21 protein-coding genes are annotated in these 22,283 nt (G+C 70.4%); 13 read left to right on the plus strand and 8 right to left on the minus strand.

Features of this window, described 5'->3' with window-relative positions; translation table 11 throughout:
- The first annotated feature begins 50 nt into the window (after window positions 1-50).
- The 4 genes from ACWXWW_RS03030 (at window position 51) to ACWXWW_RS03045 (ending at window position 4,467) form a co-directional block, all read left to right on the plus strand.
- Window positions 51-1,517, plus strand: a complete 1,467-nt coding sequence (locus tag ACWXWW_RS03030) for a hypothetical protein (RefSeq protein ID WP_455968653.1) — start codon at window positions 51-53, stop codon at window positions 1,515-1,517.
- 81 nt (window positions 1,518-1,598) lie between these two features.
- The gene (gene hisD, locus ACWXWW_RS03035) at window positions 1,599-2,912 is read left to right on the plus strand and encodes a histidinol dehydrogenase (protein ID WP_455968654.1); all 1,314 of its coding nucleotides are present in this window, start codon (window positions 1,599-1,601) and stop codon (window positions 2,910-2,912) included.
- 11 nt (window positions 2,913-2,923) lie between these two features.
- Complete coding sequence (gene nrdR, locus ACWXWW_RS03040) at window positions 2,924-3,406, plus strand: transcriptional regulator NrdR (protein WP_271173252.1); 483 nt, start codon at window positions 2,924-2,926, stop codon at window positions 3,404-3,406.
- Window positions 3,407-3,432: 26 nt separating this feature from the next.
- Window positions 3,433-4,467, plus strand: a complete 1,035-nt coding sequence (locus ACWXWW_RS03045) for a quinone-dependent dihydroorotate dehydrogenase (protein WP_455968656.1) — start codon at window positions 3,433-3,435, stop codon at window positions 4,465-4,467.
- A gap of 71 nt (window positions 4,468-4,538) precedes the next feature.
- On the opposite strand, the gene ACWXWW_RS03050 is transcribed toward ACWXWW_RS03045, so the two are convergent.
- A complete protein-coding gene (locus ACWXWW_RS03050) occupies window positions 4,539-5,108 on the minus strand; it encodes a DUF3043 domain-containing protein (RefSeq protein WP_271173250.1) in 570 nt (189 codons plus the stop codon).
- A gap of 48 nt (window positions 5,109-5,156) precedes the next feature.
- Between ACWXWW_RS03050 and ACWXWW_RS03055 the strand changes: the two genes are divergently transcribed.
- The 5 genes from ACWXWW_RS03055 to ctaF all read left to right on the plus strand — a co-directional run bounded on the left by ACWXWW_RS03055 (window position 5,157) and on the right by ctaF (window position 10,227).
- Complete coding sequence (locus ACWXWW_RS03055) at window positions 5,157-6,551, plus strand: M20/M25/M40 family metallo-hydrolase (protein ID WP_455968658.1); 1,395 nt, start codon at window positions 5,157-5,159, stop codon at window positions 6,549-6,551.
- Window positions 6,552-6,636: 85 nt separating this feature from the next.
- Complete coding sequence (gene erpA / locus ACWXWW_RS03060; protein WP_271173248.1) at window positions 6,637-7,002, plus strand: iron-sulfur cluster insertion protein ErpA; 366 nt, start codon at window positions 6,637-6,639, stop codon at window positions 7,000-7,002.
- Window positions 7,003-7,160: 158 nt separating this feature from the next.
- On the plus strand, window positions 7,161-8,060 hold the full coding sequence (gene ctaC / locus ACWXWW_RS03065; protein WP_271173247.1) for an aa3-type cytochrome oxidase subunit II: 900 nt from the start codon (window positions 7,161-7,163) through the stop codon (window positions 8,058-8,060).
- A 2-nt stretch (window positions 8,061-8,062) separates the two neighbouring features.
- Window positions 8,063-9,805 carry an aa3-type cytochrome oxidase subunit I gene (gene ctaD, locus ACWXWW_RS03070; RefSeq protein WP_271173246.1) on the plus strand — a complete coding sequence of 581 codons (1,743 nt, stop codon included), beginning with the start codon at window positions 8,063-8,065 and terminating at the stop codon, window positions 9,803-9,805.
- A complete protein-coding gene (gene ctaF, locus ACWXWW_RS03075; protein ID WP_271173245.1) occupies window positions 9,805-10,227 on the plus strand; it encodes an aa3-type cytochrome oxidase subunit IV in 423 nt (140 codons plus the stop codon). Before ctaD ends, ctaF begins: the two co-directional genes overlap by 1 nt.
- A 58-nt stretch (window positions 10,228-10,285) precedes the next feature.
- Here the strand turns inward: ctaF and ACWXWW_RS03080 are convergent, their stop codons facing one another.
- Window positions 10,286-10,855 (minus strand): dihydrofolate reductase family protein, encoded by a 570-nt coding sequence (locus ACWXWW_RS03080; RefSeq protein WP_455968659.1) that lies wholly within the window; start codon window positions 10,853-10,855, stop codon window positions 10,286-10,288.
- Between the two features lie 84 nt (window positions 10,856-10,939).
- Between ACWXWW_RS03080 and ACWXWW_RS03085 the strand changes: the two genes are divergently transcribed.
- Entirely contained in the window at window positions 10,940-11,899 is a 960-nt protein-coding gene (locus ACWXWW_RS03085) for a D-2-hydroxyacid dehydrogenase family protein (protein ID WP_455968660.1), read from the plus strand.
- Between the two features lie 67 nt (window positions 11,900-11,966).
- On the opposite strand, the gene qcrB is transcribed toward ACWXWW_RS03085, so the two are convergent.
- From qcrB to ctaE, 4 genes are read right to left on the minus strand one after another with little or no spacing between them, the layout of a single operon-like run.
- A complete protein-coding gene (qcrB, locus tag ACWXWW_RS03090; RefSeq protein ID WP_271173242.1) occupies window positions 11,967-13,652 on the minus strand; it encodes a cytochrome bc1 complex cytochrome b subunit in 1,686 nt (561 codons plus the stop codon).
- The gene (gene qcrA / locus ACWXWW_RS03095) at window positions 13,649-14,713 is read right to left on the minus strand and encodes a cytochrome bc1 complex Rieske iron-sulfur subunit (protein ID WP_271173241.1); all 1,065 of its coding nucleotides are present in this window, start codon (window positions 14,711-14,713) and stop codon (window positions 13,649-13,651) included. The genes qcrB and qcrA overlap by 4 nt, the downstream gene beginning before the upstream one ends.
- A 29-nt stretch (window positions 14,714-14,742) precedes the next feature.
- Complete coding sequence (qcrC, locus tag ACWXWW_RS03100; protein WP_271173240.1) at window positions 14,743-15,546, minus strand: cytochrome bc1 complex diheme cytochrome c subunit; 804 nt, start codon at window positions 15,544-15,546, stop codon at window positions 14,743-14,745.
- Window positions 15,547-15,567: 21 nt separating this feature from the next.
- Window positions 15,568-16,197: an aa3-type cytochrome oxidase subunit III gene (ctaE, locus tag ACWXWW_RS03105; protein ID WP_421075315.1), complete on the minus strand. Its 630-nt coding sequence runs from the start codon at window positions 16,195-16,197 to the stop codon at window positions 15,568-15,570.
- Between the two features lie 127 nt (window positions 16,198-16,324).
- Between ctaE and trpD the strand changes: the two genes are divergently transcribed.
- Window positions 16,325-17,389, plus strand: a complete 1,065-nt coding sequence (gene trpD, locus ACWXWW_RS03110; protein WP_455968662.1) for an anthranilate phosphoribosyltransferase — start codon at window positions 16,325-16,327, stop codon at window positions 17,387-17,389.
- A 3-nt stretch (window positions 17,390-17,392) separates the two neighbouring features.
- On the opposite strand, the gene ACWXWW_RS03115 is transcribed toward trpD, so the two are convergent.
- The gene (locus ACWXWW_RS03115; RefSeq protein ID WP_455968793.1) at window positions 17,393-18,298 is read right to left on the minus strand and encodes a 5'-3' exonuclease; all 906 of its coding nucleotides are present in this window, start codon (window positions 18,296-18,298) and stop codon (window positions 17,393-17,395) included.
- 176 nt (window positions 18,299-18,474) lie between these two features.
- On the opposite strand from ACWXWW_RS03115, the gene ACWXWW_RS03120 reads away from it, so the two are divergent.
- Together ACWXWW_RS03120 and ACWXWW_RS03125 are read left to right on the plus strand one after the other, a co-directional pair.
- Window positions 18,475-20,238: an acylneuraminate cytidylyltransferase family protein gene (locus ACWXWW_RS03120; RefSeq protein WP_455968663.1), complete on the plus strand. Its 1,764-nt coding sequence runs from the start codon at window positions 18,475-18,477 to the stop codon at window positions 20,236-20,238.
- Window positions 20,235-21,512, plus strand: coding sequence for a DUF6716 putative glycosyltransferase (locus tag ACWXWW_RS03125; protein ID WP_455968664.1), 1,278 nt, complete (start codon window positions 20,235-20,237; stop codon window positions 21,510-21,512). The genes ACWXWW_RS03120 and ACWXWW_RS03125 overlap by 4 nt, the downstream gene beginning before the upstream one ends.
- On the opposite strand, the gene ACWXWW_RS03130 is transcribed toward ACWXWW_RS03125, so the two are convergent.
- Entirely contained in the window at window positions 21,477-22,280 is an 804-nt protein-coding gene (locus ACWXWW_RS03130) for a hypothetical protein (RefSeq protein WP_455968665.1), read from the minus strand. The two genes, ACWXWW_RS03125 and ACWXWW_RS03130, sit on opposite strands and share 36 nt — an antisense overlap.
- Window positions 22,281-22,283: the final 3 nt, after the last annotated feature.

Here is a 22,283-nt window from a genome sequence, read left to right on the forward strand (position 1 = left end):
CTGAAGCGCGGCAAGTAGGATCGACCCGCACCTCGACGGAAGGACACAGGGTGAGCGACCAGTACCCCGGCTACACGCCCCAGCCCGAACCGGCGGCGCACGCGCCGCGGGAGACGAACAGCGGGCGCCCGCAGAACGGCGTCGGGCCGTTCACGGCGCGTGAGCTCATCCTCGTCATCGTCGGCGGCCTCGCGCTGCTGTTCTCGTTCTTCTCCATCGTGCGGTTCTCGTTCGTGCCGATCTGGGCATCGGGCCTCGATTGGATCCTCGGCGCCCTCCTGCCCGCCGCCGGCGCGTTCCTCATCCTGCTCCGCCGTCTCGCGCCCACGGCCATCACCCGCGTCGGATCGCTCGGCGTCGACCAGTTCGCCTCGGTCGCGTTCTCGGTGGGCGCGGTGCTGTGGGTGAGCCGCCTCGCCTGGGGTGCGCAGGGCGGCGAGTGGTTCCTCACGTGGGTGCCCTGGCTCGAGGCGCTCCTCATGCTCGCCGGGGTGTTCTTCACGGTGGTCGCCCCGTTCGTCCCGCCCTTCCGCGAGGACTTCGACGGCCGTGAGGAGAGCACCGCGCACCCCGCGGCGCGGAAGGCGCGTCCTGTCGCACGCGCGCCGCGTCCGCAGCCGGCCGCGCAGGGTGGATGGCCCCACGCGCCGGCCGGGCAGGGCGGATGGTCGCAGGCGCCGGGAGCGCAGCAGGGTCAGCACCCCTACGGTCAGCAGTACGCGCAGTCGCCGTACGGGCAGCAGCCCTATGGTCAGCAGGCGTACGGTCAGCAGCCCTACGGCCAGCAGACTTACGGTCAGCCGGGCTACGGCCAGCCCTACGGTCAGCAGCCGTACGGACAGGCGGGCTACGGCCAGCAGCCCCACGGCCAGCAGCCCTACGGCCAGCAGGCCGGTCAGCCGGGTCAGGCCGCATACGGCCAGCAGCACGGTGCCGCGCAGGACGCCTGGGTCGCTCCGGGCGCGAATCCCTACGTGACTCCGGCGGCAGCTGCTCCGGACGACGCCTCGGCGACCGAGTCCGCCGCAGCGCCCGAGGAGCAGTCGGCGCCCGAGGAGCAGTCGGCGCCCGAGCAGGCGTCGGCCGCGCAGCCTGCCGATGAGGGGCTCTACGACACGATCCTCAGCGACGACGAGCCGCGCGGTACCGAGGACGGCGTGCAGGAGACCGAGGTCTTCTCCGACGTCGAGGTCACCGAGCCCGATGCCGAGCAGCCGGCGCCCGCCCCCCATGACGGTGCCGACGAGCTGTCGCGCCTCGTCGAAGGATCCGAGGGCGCCCCGGCGGCCGATGCTCAGACGACGCAGGCCGACGAGCGTCCGACCTCCGCCCAGCCCTTCTGGGCTCTCGTCCCGGTCGAGCGCGACGTCGTGGATGAGAGCGGCGATCCGCTGTTCCGCATCGGTCCCACCGCGTGGGCCCTCGTCCTGGAGGACCGCGGCGACGTCTTCGTCGTGCGCGACGACGACGGCCGCATCGGCTACCTGCACGATGTATCCGGCGTGACGCGCGGCTGATCGCCCTCACCGACGGCCTCTCCTCGCTGCGAGGGGAGGCCGTCTGTCATGAGCACCTCGCCGCCGCGGGATAATCGATGCATGCGCACCATCGACCTCCGCGGCCGCTCGCTCACTCCCGCCGAGCTGCTGGCCGTCGTCCCCCGTGCCGCCGAGGCGCTGCAGACGGCGGCGTCGGTCGCCGTCGAGATCGTCGCCGACGTCCGCGCCCGTGGCGAGGCGTCCCTGCGGGAGCAGGCCGAGAGGTTCGACCGCGTCTCGGGGCACGAGATCCGCGTGCCGGCCGAGCACATCGCCCAGGCGGTGGCGGGGCTCGAGCCCGAGGTGCGCTCGGCGCTCGAGCGGGCCATCGACCGCGTGCGCGCGGCATCCGCCGCACAGGTGCCCGAGGGGCGTGAGACGCGCATCGGGCAGGGAGCCCGCATCATCCAGCGCTGGCAGCCCGTCGCCCGTGCCGGTGTCTACATCCCGGGTGGGAAGGCCGTCTACCCGTCGAGCGTCGTGATGAACGTCGTGCCCGCGCAGGTTGCGGGCGTCGAGAGCATCGCACTCGCGTCGCCTCCGCAGGCCGACCAGGGCGGCCGCGTGCACCCGACGATCCTCGCTGTGGCGGGCCTGCTCGGCGTCGACGAGGTCTACGCCATGGGCGGGGCCGGCGCGATCGGCGCGCTCGCAGCGGGCGTGCCCTCGCTCGGCCTCGATCCGGTCGACGTCGTGTCGGGGCCGGGGAACAACTTCGTCGCGGCGGCCAAGCGCGCCGTCGCTGGCTTCGTCGGCACGGACGCCGAGGCCGGCGCGACCGAGATCCTCGTCGTGGCCGATGACGCCGCCGATCCGCGCCTCATCGCCTACGACCTGGTGAGCCAGGCCGAGCACGACGAGCAGGCCTCGGCCGTGCTCGTCACGACGTCGGCTGCGCTCGCCGACGCGGTCGCGACCGAGCTCGCGCGCATCGCGCCGCTCACCCGCCACGCCGAGCGCGTTGCGACCGCCCTCGCGGGGGAGCAGTCGGCGATCGTGCTCGTCGACGATGAGGTGACCGCTGAGGCGTTCAGCAATGCCTATGCGCCCGAGCACCTCGAGCTGCACCTCGAGGACGCGTCTCGCGCGGCGGCGCGGTACACGAGTGCGGGCGCCGTCTTCGTCGGCGGCTTCGCTCCGGTGAGCCTCGGCGACTACCTCGCGGGGTCGAACCACGTGCTGCCGACGGGCGGGCAGGCGCGCTACGCCGCAGGACTCGGCGCGCACACGTTCCTGCGACCGCAGCAGGTCATCGAGTACGACCGGGATGGCCTCGCCGAGGTCGCCGACGCGATCGTCGCGCTCGCGAACGCCGAAGCGCTCCCGGCGCACGGCGAGGCGATCACGGCCCGATTCGCAGGAACCGCCGAGTAGGCTGACGCGCTATGCACTGCCCGTTCTGCCGCCACGGCGACTCCCGCGTCATCGACTCGCGCACGAGCGACGACGGCCTCTCGATCCGGCGTCGACGGCAGTGCCCGCAGTGCGGGGGCCGCTTCTCGACCATCGAGACCGCGAGTCTCAACGTCATCAAGCGGTCGGGCGCCGCTGAGCCGTTCAGCCGGGAGAAGGTCGTCGCCGGTGTGCGCAAGGCCTGCCAGGGGCGCCCGGTCACGGACGCCGACCTCGCGATCCTCGCCCAGCGCGTGGAGGAGTCGCTGCGGCAGACCGGGCTGAGCCAGATCGACGCGAACGACATCGGCCTGGCCATCCTCGGCCCGCTCCGCGAGCTCGACGAGGTCGCGTATCTGCGGTTCGCGAGTGTTTACCAGGCGTTCGACTCGCTCGAGGACTTCGAGGCGTCGATCGCCGACCTGCGCGCGGACCACGCGCGGCGCCGCAGCGCAGAGGCTCCGTCGGCGAACTGACGGCGGCACCCGATACCCTGGCGGGGATGTATCCCCTCCTCTTCACGCACGTCCTCTCGCGCTTCGACCCCGAGGTCGCGCACCACCTCGCCATGCCCGTGATCCGGGCCATGGGCATCCGCCCGCTCTCCTGGGTGGCGCGGGCTCTCACGCGCCCGGCCCCGGAGCTGCGCGTGAAGGCGCTCGGGCACGAGTTCCCGACGCCGTTCGGCGTCGCCGCGGGATTCGACAAGAACGCCGTGGCCGTGCGTGGTCTCGACGCCCTCGGGTTCGGCCATGTCGAGGTCGGCACCCTCACCGCGATCCCGCAGCCGGGCAACCCCCGCCCGCGCCTGTTCCGGCTCGTGGCCGACCGGGCGCTCATCAACCGGATGGGCTTCAACAACGCGGGCGCGGAGGCGGCCGCGCGGCGACTCGCCCGACTGCGCCGCGGAGGCGCCGTCGTGGGGGTGAACATCGGCAAGAGCCGGGTGGTCGCCGTCGAGGACGCCACGGCCGACTACGTCGCGAGCGCCCGCATGCTCAGCCCGCTCGCCGACTACCTGGCGGTGAACGTGTCATCGCCGAACACGCCGGGCCTGCGCGGGCTGCAGGCCGTCGAGACGCTGCGCCCCCTGCTCACCGCGGTCAAGGACGCGGCGGGGGAGACACCCCTGCTCGTCAAGATCGCGCCCGACCTGCCCGACGACGAGGTCGAGGGCGTGACGCGTCTTGCCCTCGAGCTCGGGCTCGCGGGCCTCATCGCCACGAACACGACGATCTCGCGCGAGGGCCTCATCGCCGATCCCGCGACGATCATCGCGGCGGGCGAGGGCGGCCTCTCCGGCGCTCCGCTCAAGGCGCGCTCGCTCGAGGTGCTGCGGATCGTCCGGTCGGTCGCGACCGATCCCGGCTTCTGCGTCATCTCGGTCGGCGGCGTGGAGACGGCCGAAGAGGTGCAGGAGCGCCTCGACCTGGGCGCGACGCTCGTGCAGGGGTACAGCGCCTTCATCTACGAGGGCCCACTCTGGGCCCGCAGGATCAACCGCGACCTCGCGCCTCTTCGCGCCCCCGGTCGCTGAGCTCCCGGCGCTCCGCGCCCGGAATCGCAGAAGCCCCGGAGCCGACGGCACCGGGGCTTCTGGCATGCATCTCAGACCGCGGGGTACTGGCCCCGCTTGACCTGCGCCTTGGGGAGGCGCATGAAGCGCATCTGCACCGAGCGCATCGCGGCGTACCAGCCGAGGCCCTTCTCGAGCTTGTCCTTGCCGCCGAACTTCTCTGCCGCCTTCGTCTTCACGCGCCGCGACAGGATGATCATGTCGCCCACGGCGAAGAGGATGAAGACCCAGAGCACGATGAACGACCAGTACTGGGTCGCCGGCGACGGGATGAACGTGGCGACGATGACGAGCACCATCATCGGCATGAGGAACTCGCCGAGGTGCCAGCCTGCGTCGGTCCAGTCACGGGCGAACCGCTTCTGCGGGCCCTTGTCGCGCAGGGGGAGGTACTTCTCCTCGCCGTTCGCCATGCCGATGCGGGCACGCTCCTGGCGCGCGCGCAGCTCGGCCTTCGCGGCCTGGCGGGCCTCCTTGGTGTCGGGCACGAGGGGTCGACGGCGAGCCGCCTCGCGCTCAGCGCGGGTCGGGGTGGGGCGCCCCTTCCCGACGGGGGGAGTCGCCTCGGACGCGTCGTTCTCGGCGGGTGGTGTCTTGGCCATGAGGGAACCTCGGAAGTCTCGTCGCGGGATGTACCTAAGATTACCGGCATGACCTCCCAGCTCCCTGCGGAACCCCAGCTCATCGACGCCGCGGAGGGCGGCATCCCCTCGGCGCTCGCCGATCTCGGGCGCCTCGTGCGCATTCCCGGGATCGCATGGCCGGCGTTCGACCAGGAGCAGCTGCAGCGCAGCGCGCAGGCGATCGCGCAGCTCGCGGAGGACACCGGCGTGTTCGACGAGGTCCGCGTCCGCACCGCGGCGATCCCGGAGACGGGGGAGCAGGGGCAGCCGGCCGTGCTCGCGACGCGCGCGGCGCGCAACGGCCGCCCGACGGTCATGCTCTACGCCCACCACGACGTGCAGCCCCCGGGCGACGAGGCGCTCTGGGAGACGCCGCCGTTCGAGCCGACGGTGCGCGACGGGCGCCTCTACGGGCGCGGTGCGGCGGACGACAAGGCCGGCGTCATGGCGCACATCGCCGCCCTGCGCGCCCTGCGCGAGACGTACGGCGATGATCTCGACCTCGGCATCGTCCTCTTCGTCGAGGGCGAGGAGGAGTACGGCTCGCGGTCGTTCACGTCGTTCCTCGCCGATCACGCCGAGGAGATGCGCTCGGACGTCATCGTCGTCGCCGACTCGGGCAACTGGGACGCGGAGACCCCGGCCGTGACGGTATCCCTCCGCGGGAATGCGAAGTTCCACCTCACCGTCCGCACCCTCGACCACGCGTCGCACTCCGGGATGTTCGGAGGGGCCGTGCCCGACGCGATGATGGCGACCATCCGCCTCCTCTCCACGCTGTGGAACGACGACGGCTCCGTCGCCGTCGACGGGCTCGCCGCACGCGAGGCGGAGACGCCCGCCTACGACGAGGACACGCTGCGCAGCGAGACCGGGCTCCTGCCGGGCGTCCAGCCCATCGGGAACGGCAGCATCCTCTCGCGGATCTGGAACAAGCCGTCGATCACCGTGACCGGCATCGACTTCACGAGCGTCGCGGCCGCATCGAACACCCTGTCGCCCGAGGTCACGGTCGTCGTGAGCGCCCGTGTGGCACCGGGGCAGAGCGCGCAGGACGCGTACGACGCGATCGAGAGACATCTTCGCGCCCACGCGCCCTTCGGCGCCGAGCTGGCCTTCAGCGAGATCGACCTCGGGAACGGCTTCCTCGTCGACACGAGCGGATGGGCCGTGGAGACCGCGCGCGGGGCGATGCGCGACGGCTACGGCAAGGATCCGGTCGACCTGGGGGTGGGCGGGTCCATCCCGTTCATCGCCGACCTCGTCGAGCGGTACCCCGGCGCGCAGATCCTCGTGACCGGCGTGGAAGACCCTCACTCGCGCGCGCACAGCCCGAACGAGTCGCTCCATCTCGACACGTTCCGCCACGCCGTGCTCGCCGAGACCCTCCTCCTCGCACGCGCGAACGCGCGCACCGCCTGATCGCGTCGCGCTGAGCCCGCACCCGGCGGGCGGCGGTACCATGGATCGACCCCGCCGCCTGCGCGGCCGTCCCCGAAGGAGCGTCATGACAGACACGACACTTGCGGCCGATGCCGCGACGCGCGCTCACGGCGTGAGCCTCACCGACGCCGCAGCCGCGAAGGTCAAGAGCCTGCTCGAGCAGGAGGGTCGCGACGACCTGCGCCTGCGCGTCGCCGTGCAGCCCGGCGGCTGCTCGGGCCTCATCTACCAGCTGTACTTCGACGAGCGCTACCTCGAGGGCGACGAGACCGTCGACTTCGACGGCGTCGAGGTCATCGTCGACAACATGAGCATCCCGTACCTCGACGGCGCCCAGATCGACTTCAAGGACACGATCTCGGAGCAGGGCTTCACGATCGACAACCCGAACGCATCGGGTTCCTGCGCCTGCGGCGACAGCTTCCACTGAGCCCGCCCCGCGAAAAGCCCCGCGCCACGCCGGAGCGGGGCTTTCGTGTGCCCAGACGGGCCCTGCGAACCGGGGCACGCGCTGGAAGGTTGGCCAGAATCGCATGTGCGGTTGCCCTAGACTTGAAGACGCCCTATCCACGTTCGAAAGGTGAATTCGTGCCGTCGAAACGCCATCTCCGCTGGGCTGCGATCCCCGCGATCGCTGCGGCAGCCGTCGCTCTCGCAGGGTGCACGCCCACGGAACTGCACGGATACCTCCCCGGGTTCGATGAGTCCGGGACGCCCACCACCGACCAGGCGCCCATCATCGCGTCGCTCTGGGTGGGCTCGTGGGTCGCGGCGCTCGTCGTCGGCATCATCACCTGGGGCCTCATGCTCTGGGCGATGGTCGTGTACCGCCGCCGCAAGGGCCAGACGGGGCTGCCCGTGCAGCTCCGCTACAACATGCCCATCGAGATCTTCTTCACCTCGGTGCCGCTCATCCTCGTGCTCGGCCTCTTCGCCTTCACGGCGCGCGACCAGGCGATCATCGAGACGCCGCACGAGGACCCCGACGTGACGATCACGGCGATCGCCAAGCAGTGGGCCTGGGACTTCCAGTACAACGGCGAGGCCGAGGACGGCTCGGACACCGTCTGGACGATGGGCGTCCAGGCGCAGCCCGAGGCCAACGGCGACATCGACCAGGACGAGCTGCCCACGCTCGTGCTCCCGGTCGACAAGCGCGTCACGATCGACCTGCAGTCGCGCGACGTCATCCACTCGTTCTGGATCATCGACTTCCTCTACAAGAAGGACATGTACCAGGGACACGAGAACTCGTGGTCGTTCATCCCGACCCGCGAGGGCGAGTACCAGGGCAAGTGCGCCGAGCTCTGCGGCGAGTACCACTCGATGATGCTCTTCAACGTGAAGGTCGTCAGCGAGGCCGAGTACGAGGCGTACCTCGACGAGCTCGAGGCCAAGGGCCAGACGGGCGACATCACCGACGCCTACGACCGTCTCGCCAACAACCCCGGCACCGGGGCTGCCAGCACCACGGAAGAGGAGCACTGATCATGGCGACCGTCACGGAGCGCCCGACCACGCTGCCTCCCCGCCAGGCCGCTCTCCTGAGCGGCTCGCGCGTGGAGCAGAAGGGCAACATCGTGGTCAAGTGGATCACCTCCACCGACCACAAGACCATCGGGTACATGTACCTGATCGTGTCGCTGCTGTTCTTCGCGCTCGGCGGCGTCATGGCCCTCGTCATCCGCGCGGAGCTCTTCGCGCCGGGCATGCAGATCATCCCGACGAAGGAGCAGTACAACCAGCTCTTCACGATGCACGGCACCGTGATGCTGCTGATGTTCGCGACGCCGCTCTTCGCGGGCTTCGCGAACGCGCTCCTGCCCCTGCAGATCGGTGCGCCTGACGTCGCGTTCCCGCGTCTGAACGCCTTCGCCTTCTGGCTGTTCACGTTCGGATCGCTCATCGCGGTCGCGGGCTTCCTCACGCCGCAGGGTGCGGCCTCGTTCGGATGGTTCGCCTACCAGCCGCTCGCCAACGCGTCGTTCACGCCCGGCATCGGCGGCAACCTCTGGATGCTCGGTCTCGGCATCTCGGGCTTCGGCACGATCTTCGGCGGTGTGAACTTCATCACGACGATCATCACGATGCGCGCACCGGGCATGACGATGTGGCGCATGCCGATCTTCACGTGGAACACGCTCATCACGAGCCTGCTCATCCTGATCGCGTTCCCCGTGCTCGCGGCCGCCATGTTCGCCGCCGCCTCCGACCGCATCTTCGGCTCGCACATCTACGACCCGGCGAACGGCGGCGTGCTCCTCTGGCAGCACCTGTTCTGGTTCTTCGGCCACCCCGAGGTGTACATCATCGCTCTGCCGTTCTTCGGCATCGTGTCGGAGATCTTCCCGGTCTTCAGCCGCAAGCCGATCTTCGGCTACAAGACGCTCGTCTACGCGACGATCGCGATCGCCGCGCTGTCCGTCTCGGTGTGGGCGCACCACATGTACGTCACGGGCGCCGTCCTGCTGCCGTTCTTCGCCCTCATGACGATGCTCATCGCCGTCCCGACCGGCGTGAAGATCTTCAACTGGATCGGCACGCTCTGGCGCGGCTCGGTGACGTTCGAGACGCCCATGGTCTTCGCCCTCGGCTTCCTCGTGTCGTTCGTCTTCGGCGGCCTGACCGGCGTCATCCTCTCGTCGCCGCCGCTCGACTTCCACCTGAGCGACTCGTACTTCGTCGTGGCGCACTTCCACTACGTCGTGTTCGGCACGGTCGTGTTCGCGATGTTCGCCGGCTTCTACTTCTGGTGGCCGAAGTGGACGGGGCGGATGCTCAACGAGCGCCTCGGCTATGTGCACTTCTGGATGCTGTTCATCGGCTTCCACATGACGTTCCTCATCCAGCACTGGCTGGGCGTCGACGGCATGGTCCGCCGCTACGCGGACTACTCGGAGGCCGACGGATGGACCTGGGGCAACCAGCTCTCCACGGTGGGCGCGGTCATCCTCGGCGCCTCGATGCTGCCGTTCCTCCTCAACGTGTGGATCACGGCGCGCACCGCGCCGCGCATCACGGTCAACGACCCGTGGGGCTACGGCGCCTCCCTCGAGTGGGCCACCTCGTGCCCGCCGCCGCGCCACAACTTCACGTCGATCCCGCGCATCCGCAGCGAGCGCCCGGCGTTCGACCTCAACCACCCCGAGGCCGGCGTGCCCGTGGGTGTCGGACCGGCCAAGGACGCGCCTGACGCGCCCGCGGTGGACCTCGCCGATGGGAAGGTGAAGTAATGCGCTCCAACGTCGTCATCTGGTGGCTGCTCAGCGGGTTCTTCCTGCTCTGCGCGGTCATCTACGTCGGGTGGGGGCTCGCCTACTACGGCGGCCACATCGAGTGGGTCGGCGCCGTGGCGCTCCTCTTCACGGCCTTCATGGCCGCTCTGATCGCCTTCTACGTGCAGCTGGTCCACAAGGGCCAGCACGGTGTGGAGCTCCCCGAGGATCGTCTCGACGCCGACATCGACGATGGCGAGACCGAGCAGGGCGAGTTCAGCCCGTGGTCGTGGTGGCCGCTCGTGCTCGGCAGCGCCGTGGCGGTGGGCGCCGTCTCGCTCGCGACCGCGCACTTCCTGATCCCCGTCGCGGCCGGCCTGCTGATCGTCGCCCTCTTCGGGTGGGTCTACGAGTACTACCGCGGCAACTTCGCGCGCTGAGCAGCGCACGCGCCGCAGAGGCCCCGATCCGGTTCGTCCGGGTCGGGGCCTCTTCCGTTCATGCTCGTATCGCCCGAGGCCGATACCGGACGGCGACGGCTCCTGAACCGAACTCCCGTCGGGCCACGGGCTCGAGCTCGATGCGCGCGCGCAGACCGGAGAGCAGGGTCGGTCCGCGCCCGGCGAGCACCGGGTGGACGACGAACTCGTACTCGTCGATGAGCCCCCGATCGGCAAGGGCGAGGGGAAGCCGCACACCGCCGACCCACAGGTCCTCGCCCGGCTCCTCTTTCAGGCGTTGGACCGCGGTGCCGACGTCGCCTTCGAGGAGCTCGGCGTTCCAGTCCACCTTGTCGAGGGTGGTGGACGCGATGTACTTCCGAGCGCCGTCGATGGCCTCGGCGAACGCGACCTCGGCGCCGCCCATCCATCCCGGCCATTCACCGGAGGCCGGTCGTCGCCAGGCGGACTCCATCATCTCGTACGTCACGCGGCCGAAGACGAGCGCATCGGCCCGCTCCATCTCCTCCGTCCAGTACCGCATGGACTCGTCGTCGGGCGGGAGTCCTGCCTCGTGATGGCAGCACCCGTCGAGGGTGACGTTGATCGAGTAGCGAAGCGTTCTCATCTCGGCGCTCTCTCTGCTGCATGGCACGCCCCGGGCCGGGGCGCCCGACGCCGCTCACTCTACGCGCGCGGCTAGGTTCGGAGCATGGGATCTCTTCGCCGACTGGCCGTGCTCGACGACTACCAGCGCGTGGCGGCGTCCTACGCCGACTGGGATGCGCTCCGTGCGCGAGGCGTCGACGTGGTCTTCTTCCACGAGCACCTGGGGGATGACGCCGCTCGCGCCCTGCAGGGCTTCGACGCGGTCGCGGCGATGCGCGAGCGCACGGCGTTCGACCGGGTCGCTCTCGAGCGCCTGCCGGCTCTGCGCCTTCTCGTCACAACCGGGATGGCCAACGCGTCCATCGACCTGGTGGCGGCGCGCGAGCGCGGCATCGTCGTCGCCGGGACTCCCGGCTCCGCGGCCGGTGCTCCAGAGCTCACCTGGGCGCTCCTGCTGGCCGCCCTCCGGAACCTCCCCGTGGAGGACGAGAACGCGCGCAGCGGGGCCTGGCAGCAGACCGTCGGGCGCGAGGCGGAGGGGATGACGCTCGGTATCGTCGGGCTCGGACGCATCGGCTCGCGCATCGCCCGCTATGCGCACGCGTTCGGGATGTCGGTGGCCGCGTGGAGCCCGCATCTCACGGAGGAGCGCGCCGCTGCCGCCGGCGCCGAGCGCGCGTCGACGCTGCTCGAGCTCGCCGAACGAGCGGACATCCTCTCGCTCCACCTGCGGCTGTCCGACAGCACGCGTCTCGTCGTGGGGGAGAGGGAGCTGCGCGCGCTCGGCCCGGACGGACTGCTCGTGAACACGGCGCGCGCTGGCCTTGTCGACACGGACGCTCTCGTCCGCGGGCTGACGGAGGGATGGCTCGGCGGCGCCGCGCTCGACGTGTTCGACACCGAGCCGCTTCCGCACGACCATCCGCTCGCGTCCGCGCCGCGGACCGTCCTCACGCCCCACCTCGGCTACGTGACGAGCGCGTCGTACGAGGTGTTCTATCCCGCGATCGTGGAGAACGTTCAGGCGTTCCTGGATGGCGCGCCCATCCGCGTGCTCGGCTGAGGGATCCGGTGACAGCAGAAGGGCCCCGGATCCGAGGATCCGGGGCCCTTCTGCTGAAGCCGTTGGCTCAGTGCTTGTCGTGGCCCGACTCGAGCTCGCCGTGGGCGTGCCCGTCGCCGTACTCGTGGAGCACGTGCTGCTGGTGCTCGAGCGCCGCGCGGTACTCCGTCTCGGTGACCGGAGCGAGGCGGTCCTCGAAGAACCAGCGCGAGAGGCCCGCGCGGAGCTTCTGGCCAGCCGTGATGCGGCCACGGTCGTCAGGACGGACGACGAGAGGCTCGTACGTCTCCTCCGCGACGAGCTTCCAGCGCTCGTACTCGTTCACGGGCTTGTGCACCTCGCGGTACTCGCCGCCGGGGAGGCGGACGATGCGGCCCGACTCGTAGCCGTGGAGGACGATCTCGCGGTCCTTCTTCTGCAGCGCGATGCAGACGCGCTTCGTGATGAAGTACACGACCACCGGGGCGAGGATCAGCGAGATCTGGAGGAAGAGGATGACCCCCTCCATCGTCAGGCGGAAGTGCGTCGCGATGATGTCCGACGAGGCAGCGGCCCACAGCGTCGCGTAGAAGACCACGCCGGCGGCGCCGATCGCGGTGCGCGTCGCGGCGTTGCGCGGGCGCTGGGCGATGTGGTGCTCGCGCTTGTCGCCCGTGATCCACGCCTCGATGAAGGGGTAGAACATGACGACCACGATGAAGAGGCCGAGGACGACGAGCGGGATGAGGATGCCGAACGACAGCGTGTAGTTGCCGATGACGACGTCGAGGTGCGAGGGGGCGAGACGCAGCGCGCCGTCCGCGAAGCCGATGTACCAGTCGGGCTGGGTTCCGGCCGAGACGGGGGACGGGTCGTACGGACCGTAGTTCCAGATCGGGTTGATCTGCACGAGCGATGCGATGAGCACGATCGCGCCGAACACGATGAAGAAGAAGCCGCCCATCTTGGACATGTAGACCGGCATCATCGGGTAGCCCACGACGTTCTCGTTCGTGCGGCCGGGGCCGGCGAACTGCGTGTGCTTGTTGACGATCATGAGCAGCAGGTGCACGGCGATCAGGCCGATGACGAGCAGCGGCAGGATCAGGATGTGCAGCGTGTACAGGCGGCCCACGATGTCGGTGCCGGGGAACTCGCCGCCGAAGAGGAGGTACGAGGTCCACGTGCCGATGAGCGGGATGCCCTTGATCATGCCGTCGATGATGCGGAGGCCGTTGCCCGAGAGGAGGTCGTCGGGGAGCGAGTAGCCCGTGAAGCCCTCGGCCATCGCGAGGATGAACAGGACGAAGCCGATGACCCAGTTCAGCTCACGCGGCTTGCGGAACGCGCCCGTGAAGAACACGCGGAGCATGTGGATGCCGATGCCCGCCACGAAGACGAGCGCCGCCCAGTGGTGGATCTGGCGGACGAGCAGGCCGCCGCGGATGTCGAAGCTGATGTGCAGCGTCGACTCCATGGCCGCGGACATCGGGATGCCGCGCATCGGCAGCCAGGCGCCGTCGTAGTGCGTCTCGACCATCGACGCCTGGAAGAAGAACGTGAGGTACGTGCCCGAGAGCAGGACCACGACGAACGACCACAGCGCGATCTCGCCGAGCATGAACGACCAGTGGTCGGGGAAGACCTTGCGTCCGAGGGCCTTGACGAAGCCGGACATGCTCGTCCGCTCGTCGATGTAGTTCGCCGTCGCGCCGACGAAGCGTCCGCCGAGGGGCTTCTCCTGCGGCTTGTCAGTGACGGTTGCGGTGCTCAATGACGCTCCCAGAAGCTCGGGCCGACGGGTTCGGTGAAGCCGCTCTTGGCGACGAGGTAGCCCTCGTCGTCGACGGTGATGGGCAGCTGCGGCAGCGGACGCGCGGCGGGGCCGAAGACGACCTTCGCGTGGTCGGACACGTCGAACTGCGACTGGTGGCAGGGGCACAGGAGGTGGTGCGTCTGCTGCTCGTACAGGGCGACGGGGCAGCCGACGTGCGTGCACACCTTCGAGTACGCGACGATGCCGTCGTACGACCAGTCCTTGCGCTCCTCGCTCTCCGTGAGCTGCTCGGGGAGCAGGCGGACGAGGAGAACGATGGCCTTCGCCTTCTCCTCGAGGTAGCCGTCGGAGTGCGACAGCGACGCGAGCGACTCGGGGATGATGTGGAACGCCGACCCGAGCGTGACATCCGACGCCTTGACGGGCGTGCCCTCGGGGTCGAGCACGAGGCGCTCGCCCTTCTCCCACATCGTCTCGTTGAGCAGCTGGACCGGGTCCTTGCCGTCGTTCGGGGCGAGGTTGCGGAAGAGCGTGATGCCCGGGATGATGCTGGCCGCGAGAGCCGCGAACAGCGAGTTCCGGATCATCTTGCGACGTCCGAAGCCGGACTCCTCGTTCGCGTCGGCGAAGGCCTTGACGGCGGCCGCGCGCGTCGGCTCGGAGCCGCGGGTCGTGTGGCGCTCCTCGACGAACTCCTTGTCGCTCATGATCGCCTTGGACCAGTGGATGGCCCCGATGCCGATCGCGAGCAGCGCGAACGCGATGCCGAGTCCGATGAACAGGTTGTTGTTCCGGATGGCCGACATCGTGGCGTTGTCGCCCTCGATGGGGAACAGCATGTAGGCGGCGACCGCCCAGATGCTCGCCGCCACCGAGACGTAGAACAGCGTGTAGATCGTGCGGACCGCACGGCGGTTGGCCTGCGGGTCCTTGTCCGTGATGCGCGCCCGGTGCGGGGGGAGCCCCGGGTTCTTCACGGGGTCGTCGACCGCGACGGCGAGGCCGGGAGAAGGCCGGTAGGCCTTCTCGACCGCCTGCGTGTCGTGCTCGTGTGCCATGTCGCTCTTGTCCTCTTCGTTCGCCATGCTCAGTTCGACTTCGCCGTGATCCACACCGTGATGGCCACGAGGCCGCCGATGCCGAAGATCCACACGAAGAGACCCTCCGCGACGGGGCCGAGCGAGCCGATCGTGAAGCCGCCGGGCGCCTGCTGCTCCTGCTGGTAGAGGAGAGCGGAGATGATGTCGCGCTTGTCCTCGGGCGTGAGGTTCATGTTGTTGAAGACGGGCATGTTCTGCGGGCCGGTGACCATGGCCGCGTAGATGTGCAGGGCGCTCGTGTCCTGGATGTCCGGGGCCCACTTGCCCTGGGTGAGCGCGCCGCCGGCTGCGGCGACGTTGTGGCACATGGCGCAGTTGATGCGGAACAGCTCAGCGCCGCGCGCGAGGTCGCCCTCGCCGTCGAGCACGTGGTCCGACGGGAAGTCGGGGCCGGGGGCGACCGACTGCACGTACTCGGCCATCGCGAGGATCTGCTCCTCGGTGAACTGGACCGGCTTCTGGTCGGCCTGCGGGCCCTGGGCGGCCATCGGCATGCGGCCGGTGGAGACCTGGAACTCGACCGCGAGTGCGCCGACGCCGTACAGCGAGGGGCCGTCGTCCGTGCCCTGCAGGTCGAGGCCGTGGCAGGTGGCGCAGTTCGCCTGGAACAGCTTCTCGCCGTCCTCGGCGGTCAGGCTCGTCTCGGCCGCGGTGGGCTGGCTCGTCGCGGCGACGGCCGCGGATGCACCGGCGTAGATGCCGCCGGACAGGACGAGGCCGATGCCGATGAGGGCTGCTGCGGCGAGGGGGCTGCGACGGCCGTGGGAGCGGCGCTTCTTCTCTCGTGCCATGGGGATGTTGTTGCTCCGCTCTTACTTCAGGAAGTAGATGACCGCGAACAGGGCGATCCAGACGACGTCGACGAAGTGCCAGTAGTACGACACGACGATCGCCGTGGTGGCTTCCTTGTGCGTGAACTTCTTGACCGCGAACGCGCGGCCGATGGTGAACAGGAACGCGACGAGGCCGCCGGTCACGTGCATGGCGTGGAAGCCGGTCGTGAGGTAGAAGGCCGACGAGTACGAGTCGGCGCCATACGGCATGCCCTCGCTGACGAGCTGCGCGTACTCCCAGACCTGGCCGGAGACGAAGATCGCGCCCAGCGCGAAGGTCACCCAGAACCACGGGACCATGCCCCAGCTCTTCCAGCCGTTGCCCTTGACGGTGTAGGGCTGCATGCGCTCCGCGGCGAACACGCCCATCTGGCACGTGACACTCGAGAGCACGAGGATGATCGTGTTCACGAGCGCGAACGGCACGTTGAGGAGCTCGGTGCGGCTCTCCCAGAGCTCGGGGGAGGTGCTGCGGAGGGTGAAGTAGATCGCGAACAGACCCGCGAAGAACATGACCTCGCTGCCGAGCCAGACGATCGTGCCGACGGCGACGGGATCGGGGCGCTTCACGGTTCTCGGCGCAGGGGCATACGTAGCTGAGGTCGTCACTCGTCCATTATGGCCGATATCGGGGAGTGATTTTGGCACCGGAGGGTGTGCGTCGCACCCTCCTGCGACTTAGGTTCGCCTTACAACCTGCTGGGAGACCGCCCCGCATGCGCCCTAAGATCGAGGCATGATCGATGAGCTCAGCTGGCCGTCCGTTCTGACCACGGTGCTGTCCCGTCAGGACCTCAGCGTGTCGGAGGCGACCTGGGCCATGCGGCAGGTCATGCAGGGTCAGGCGACGCCCGCTCAGCTCGGCGGATTCCTGCTCGCCCTGCGCGCCAAGGGGGAGTCGGTCGAGGAGATCATCGGCTTCCGCGACGCGATCCTCGAGGCCGCCGTGCCGCTGCCTGTCGATCCGCGCGTGCTCGACATCGTCGGGACCGGTGGCGATCGCTTCGGCACCGTCAACATCTCCTCGACGGCATCGATCATCGTGGCGGCCACGGGCATCCCCGTCGTGAAGCACGGCAACAAGGCCGCGAGCTCCAAGTCGGGCGCATCGGATGTCCTGAGCGCGCTGGGCATCGACCTGCGCCTCCCGGCTGGGGCCGTCGCGCAGGTGCTCGACGCGGCCGGCATCACGTTCGCCTGGGCCGCCGCGTTCCATCCGGGCTTCAAGCACGCGGGCCCGACGCGCGCCGAGCTGGGCGTCCCGACGGTCTTCAACTACCTCGGGCCGCTCGTGAACCCGGCGCGCGCCGAGGCGAACGCGGTGGGCGTCGCGCAGATCGAGAGCGTTCCGCTCATCACCGGCGTGTTCCGCACGCGCGGCGCGACGGCCCTCGTGTTCCGCGGTGAGGACGGGCTCGACGAGCTCACCACGACGGGGTACAGCCGCATCTGGGAGATCTCGAACGGCGACATGCACGAGTTCGACATCCATCCGCGCGACATCGGCATCCCGACGGCGCAGATGGAGGACCTCCTCGGCGGCACCCCCGAGCACAACGCCGATGTGCTGCGTCGCACCCTCGCGGGCGAGGAGGGAGCTGTCCGGGACATCGTCCTGCTCAACGCCGCGGCGGGGATCGTGGCCTACCGGCTGTCGCAGGACCCGACGCAGGCCCAGCGCAACATGATCCAGCGGCTCACCGAGGCGCGCGACGAGGCGGCGGCCGCGGTCGACGACGGGCGGGCGACCGCGAAGCTCGAGGAGTGGATCGCGGCGACGCAGCGGTTCAGCGTCGCCTGATCGTCAGCGGTCGAGCGCGTCAATCGCGCGGGCCATCGACGTCCCGAGGTTCCATCGCTCGGCGAGCTCGAGGGCGGCGGTGCGGCGCGCCTCGTCGAGCGGGCGCAGCTCTCCGTCGACGTCGCCGAGCGCAAGGTCTCTGACGACCGCGACGACCCGAGGCGCCACGTCGAGGTACGGCGCGGCGGCAAGGACCTTCGCGGCCTGCCCCTTCGTCATGCCCACGCCCTCGGCGGCGGCAGAGCGGATGGCCGCGAGATCGCCATGCGCGGCGAGCAGCGTCGCCGCCGTCTTCTCGCCGACGCCCGCGACGCCCGGCAGCCCGTCGGATGCGTCGCCGCGGAGCGTCGCGAAATCGGCGTACTGGTCGGCGCGGATGCCGTATCGCTCGAGGACGACGCCCTCCGTCATCACCTCGAGCTTGCTCATGCCCTTCACGGTGGAGATGACGCGCACCCCGCGGGCGTCGTCGACGAGCTGGAAGAGGTCGCGATCGCCCGTGACGATGTCGACGGGCATGGCGGACTGCGTCGCGAGAGACCCGATGACGTCGTCGGCCTCGTGCTCCGCCGCCCCCACGATCGGGATGCCGAGCGCGCTGAGCTCCTCGCGGATGACCGGCACCTGCGCCTCGAGGGGATCGGGGACCTCCTCCACGTCGGGGCCGGCGGCGACGACCTCGACGACGCGGTGCGCCTTGTACGACGGGATGAGGTCGACGCGCCACTGCGGGCGCCAGTCGTCGTCCCAGCAGGCGACGAGGTGCGTCGGCTCGTAGGTCGTGACGAGCTTCGCGATCATGTCGAGCAGGCCGCGGGCCGCGTTGACGGGCGTCCCGTCGGCGGCGCGCACCGTGTCGGGGACGCCGTAGAACGCGCGGAAGTAGAGCGAGGCGGTGTCGAGCAGCATGAGGCGGGGCACGTGCCCATCCTGCCAGTGCCGCCGCGTCACCATCCGTTCATGTGCGCGTCGTCCGCGGCTCACCCGCGGACCGGGGCCCGTTCACGCCCTCGGCTCACCCTGGTCGTCAAGGTGGGGCACCCGCGTCTCGCCGCGCGGGGCATCCCGCAGAGCCAGGAGGTCACGTGGAGCGCGAGCCGGTCGCATGGATCGAGTCGCCCCTGCAGCTGCTCGGGGCGGCCGAGTGGGCGCACGCTCACGGCACCGTGATCGATGTCGCGTGCCGCCTCACGACGCAGGTTCCCGAGACCGCGGCAGAGCTCTCGGCCCGGAGCGCGCCGCTCGGAGACATGCTCCCGTACTTCGGCATCCCGTGGCGGCTGCTCGCGCGTCACCGACACTGGATCGTCGGCGACGGCTTCTCGGGGCAGTTCCGTCTCGCCGCGAGCGTGCTGCGCCCCGACCGCGTGACGTTCCTCGACGACGGCGCGAACACGCTCGCCCTCGCTGATGCGCTCACGGGGCGGCGCCCCTACGCGCGCCCGGGGCAGACCGAGCGCGGGCTCACGGCGCGATTCGGCCCCTCGGCGCTCGAGCACCTGCGCCGACGCGCACACGCCGGCGGCGTCGACCTCTTCACGGCGTTCGCACTGGGCGACGAGCGCACCGCGGCGCTGGGCACGCTGGGGGTCGGCGTCGGCGCCCACGGATTCGGATGGCTGCGCGACAGCGCGCACAGCGACCGGATGAGGCGGGCCGTGGGTGGAGATCGCCTCCTGCTCGGCAGTGCGCGCCCGGTGGACGGGCATATACCGCTGCCGGACTACATCGCGTGGGTCGCCGACGAGGCGGCCGCTGAGCCGGTGACGTACCTGCCGCACCGCCGTGAGACCGATGAGCAGCTCGACTTCGTCTCGGCGCTGCCGGGTGTGACGGTCGCACGCCTCGGGCTTCCGGTCGAGCTGGTGCTGGCGGGGGCCGGGCGGCCGCTCGAGGTCCTGTCGCTCACGACGAGCGCGACGACGACGCTGTCGCTGCTGCTCGAGGGCACGGGAAGCGTGCTGCGCGAGAAAGACGGCATCGTGCGACGCACGGGCGATCCGTTCGCGGACGAGCTGCCGGGGCGGACAGCCCCGGATGAGACTGCGGCGGTCGGCGCGAGGGAGCTGGGGGGCTCCGGGGGCGCGCCGACCGCTGCGATCGACGACGCGGCGACGGCGCCGGCCGACGTCGTCGCGGTGATCCCCGCTCGCGGCGGATCGGTGGGGGTGCCGGGCAAGAACCTCCGCCGCATCTCGGGGGTCCCGCTTGTGGGCCGCGCGGTGCGCTCGGCGCTCGACGCGGGCATCGACCAGGTGTTCGTGTCGACCGATAATGCGGAGATCGCGGCGACCGCGACGGTCCACGGGGCGGCGGTGATCGAGCGTCCGGCGGAGATCGCCGGTTCGACCGCGAGCTCGGAGTCGGCGCTCCTGCACGCGCTCGACGCCCTCACGGCCCAGGGCGTGCGCCCGCGCGTGCTCGTCTTCCTGCAGGCGACGTCGCCGTTCATCGACGCCGAGGCGCTCCGGATGGCGGTGGCCGGGGTCCGAGAGGGGAATGCCGACTGCGCGTTCTCGGCGGTCGAGTCCTATGGCTTCCTGTGGCGACGGGGTGAGCGCGGGGCCGAGGCGGTCAACCACGAGGTCGGGTACCGGCCGCGGCGGCAGGATCGCGAGCCGCACTTCCTCGAGACGGGCGCGTTCTATGTGCTGGATGTCGAGGGCTTCCTCCGCGCGCGCCATCGGTTCTTCGGCCGTGTCGAGATCGTCGAGGTTCCCGAGCGCACGGCCATCGAGATCGACTCCGAGGAGCAGCTCGAGATCGCCCGGGCGATGGCGCCGCTCATCGACCGGATGCGCGTTCGCGCGGGCGCGCGGCGTCGGTTCGCGCACGCGATCGACGCATGACCACCGCCGCACTGCGGCGGGTCGTGGGGATCGCCGACACCGACTCGTACGTCAAGTGGGCGGCCGCCCTGCTGGGAACCCTTCCGGATGAGGCCGGCGAGCTCATCGTGCTGGACACGCCGCTCGTCGTGAGCGACGCCCAGCTCGAGACGGCGCTCGCGGGAAGCGGGCTCGACCGCAGCCGTGTGCGGCGCGCCGCCTTCGACGAGCTCGCAGAGCTCGTGGCGGATGCCGACGCGGTGCTCGTCGCCGCGCGCGGTCCGCTCGTGCGCGTCGTCGCGAGGGAGGTCGCACAGCTGGAGCCGCGGCCCGTCATCGTGACGGGGCTCCCGGGCATCTCCGTCCCCGCGACGTGGCTCGCGCTGCACTTCCGGCGTCAATGCGATCTCTTCGTGCTGCATGCGCATCGCGAGGTGCGTGAGTTCGCCCGGCTCGCGGAGGAGCGGGGGATCGCGCAGCGGTTCGGCCTGGCTCGCCTGCCGTTCGCGGCAGGAGGCACGCCGAGCGGACAGCCTGCGCGCGGCGGCACGGACCTCGTGTTCGCGGCGCAGGCGATCGTGCCGCGCGCGCGTGAGGATCGTGAGCTCGTCGCGCGCATCCTCGTCGACGCGGCGAAGCTCGATCCGAGTCGCCGTGTCGTCGTGAAGCTGCGCGGGCGCGCGGGGGAGCAGCAGACGCACGCCGAGCGGGACGCCTATCCGGATCTCATCGCCGAGCTCGGCGACGTGCCGCCGAATCTCGTCTTCTCGACGGAGCCGATGGGCGAGGCGCTCGACAGGGCCGAGGGGCTCGTGACCGTCAGCTCGACCGCGGCGATCGAGGCCATCGCGCGCGGCGTGCCCGTGATCGTGCTCGACACGTTCGGCGTCTCGCGCCGCCTCATCAACGTCGTGTTCGAGGGGAGCGGCCTGTTCGGCGGTGAGGACGACGTGATCGCGCGGAGCTTCCGCATGCCCCGAGCGGAATGGCTGCGCGACAGCTACTTCCACGACATGGCGGACGACGACTGGAGCGAGCAGCTCGCCGGGCTCGTGGCGCAGCGGCGGGCGGGAGCGCTCGCGCCGCGCCCGCCGTACCGGCGCTGGGGAGGCCGCGCTCGCGACGCGTGGGAGCGGCGGCTCGCACTGGGCGACGCCGACCGCACGGTCTCGGGAGCCGTCGCGTACGCGATCGGCGTGCCCATCCGCTCGGTGCTGCGCTTCACGAGGCGCATGAGACGGCGCCTCGGCGCTGCGGTCTCAGCAGCCGGGGCCCGCGGGGTTCTCGACGCATGAGCCCTCGACGAGGGCGGTGTGCGCCTCGACCACCCGCACGGGTGATCCTGCTGACGTCGCGGTGACGAGCCCGTCGACGGGATAGACGCCCCACACGCCGAAGTCGACCACGGCGCTGTACGACACGGAGACGACGACGTCGTACGAGCCGCGGGCCGCATAGGCGTGACTCGTCTGGGTCGCCGAGAACTCCGGGAGCCCGAGGTCGTTCCACGTCGATCCGCCCGAGCCGACCGTCTGCACCGTGCCGTCGCCGAAGTCGAAGGCGAACGACGCGGGGGTGAAGGTCACGGTGACCGGCAGCCCGAACAGCGAACCGCCAGCGACGTGCTCCTGAGCGGGCGCGACGACGTTCATCGGCATGCCCACGATCGCGATGCCGGCGGGCTCGGTGGTCACGCTCGGCGGAGCCGGAGCGAACGTCAGCACGTCGCGCTCGGTCAGCGGCGGGATGACCGGCGCCTCCGGTTCGGGATCCTCCTCCGCCGGCGGCTTCTCGACACGGCACTGATCCCGTGCCGCCGGCCAGTTCTCGAGCCGGCACGGCACTCGCTCCTCCTGCTGCCCCGGCACCTGCGGCAGGCCGTTGTCGCCGTAGTCGATGTACTCGTACTCCTGCTGCGGGTTCTGCTGCTGCGGCGGAGGAGCCTGCGGAATGTGCCGCTCGCCCTCGAGCTCGACGTGGTCTTCCTTGTTCTCGGTGTCGCAGTTTGTCCAGAGTCCTATATCTGCACAGGCCGGGATTGCTTCCGCTACGAGGACGTTCATCGA

This window comes from Microbacterium sp. KNMS, assembly GCF_053851835.1.

What these genes read in the sequence shown, in the direction of transcription:
- hisD (WP_455968654.1), top strand. Translation starts at nt 1,599, where the DNA reads ATGCGCACCATCGACCTCCGCGGCCGCTCGCTCACTCCCGCCGAGCTG.
- nrdR (WP_271173252.1), top strand. Translation starts at nt 2,924, where the DNA reads ATGCACTGCCCGTTCTGCCGCCACGGCGACTCCCGCGTCATCGACTCG.
- ACWXWW_RS03045 (WP_455968656.1), top strand. Translation starts at nt 3,433, where the DNA reads ATGTATCCCCTCCTCTTCACGCACGTCCTCTCGCGCTTCGACCCCGAG.
- ACWXWW_RS03050 (WP_271173250.1), bottom strand. Translation starts at nt 5,108, where the DNA reads ATGGCCAAGACACCACCCGCCGAGAACGACGCGTCCGAGGCGACTCCC.
- ACWXWW_RS03055 (WP_455968658.1), top strand. Translation starts at nt 5,157, where the DNA reads ATGACCTCCCAGCTCCCTGCGGAACCCCAGCTCATCGACGCCGCGGAG.
- erpA (WP_271173248.1), top strand. Translation starts at nt 6,637, where the DNA reads ATGACAGACACGACACTTGCGGCCGATGCCGCGACGCGCGCTCACGGC.
- ctaD (WP_271173246.1), top strand. Translation starts at nt 8,063, where the DNA reads ATGGCGACCGTCACGGAGCGCCCGACCACGCTGCCTCCCCGCCAGGCC.
- ctaF (WP_271173245.1), top strand. Translation starts at nt 9,805, where the DNA reads ATGCGCTCCAACGTCGTCATCTGGTGGCTGCTCAGCGGGTTCTTCCTG.
- ACWXWW_RS03080 (WP_455968659.1), bottom strand. Translation starts at nt 10,855, where the DNA reads ATGAGAACGCTTCGCTACTCGATCAACGTCACCCTCGACGGGTGCTGC.
- ACWXWW_RS03085 (WP_455968660.1), top strand. Translation starts at nt 10,940, where the DNA reads ATGGGATCTCTTCGCCGACTGGCCGTGCTCGACGACTACCAGCGCGTG.
- qcrA (WP_271173241.1), bottom strand. Translation starts at nt 14,713, where the DNA reads ATGGCACACGAGCACGACACGCAGGCGGTCGAGAAGGCCTACCGGCCT.
- qcrC (WP_271173240.1), bottom strand. Translation starts at nt 15,546, where the DNA reads ATGGCACGAGAGAAGAAGCGCCGCTCCCACGGCCGTCGCAGCCCCCTC.
- trpD (WP_455968662.1), top strand. Translation starts at nt 16,325, where the DNA reads ATGATCGATGAGCTCAGCTGGCCGTCCGTTCTGACCACGGTGCTGTCC.
- ACWXWW_RS03115 (WP_455968793.1), bottom strand. Translation starts at nt 18,298, where the DNA reads ATGCTGCTCGACACCGCCTCGCTCTACTTCCGCGCGTTCTACGGCGTC.
- ACWXWW_RS03125 (WP_455968664.1), top strand. Translation starts at nt 20,235, where the DNA reads ATGACCACCGCCGCACTGCGGCGGGTCGTGGGGATCGCCGACACCGAC.
- ACWXWW_RS03130 (WP_455968665.1), bottom strand. Translation starts at nt 22,280, where the DNA reads ATGAACGTCCTCGTAGCGGAAGCAATCCCGGCCTGTGCAGATATAGGA.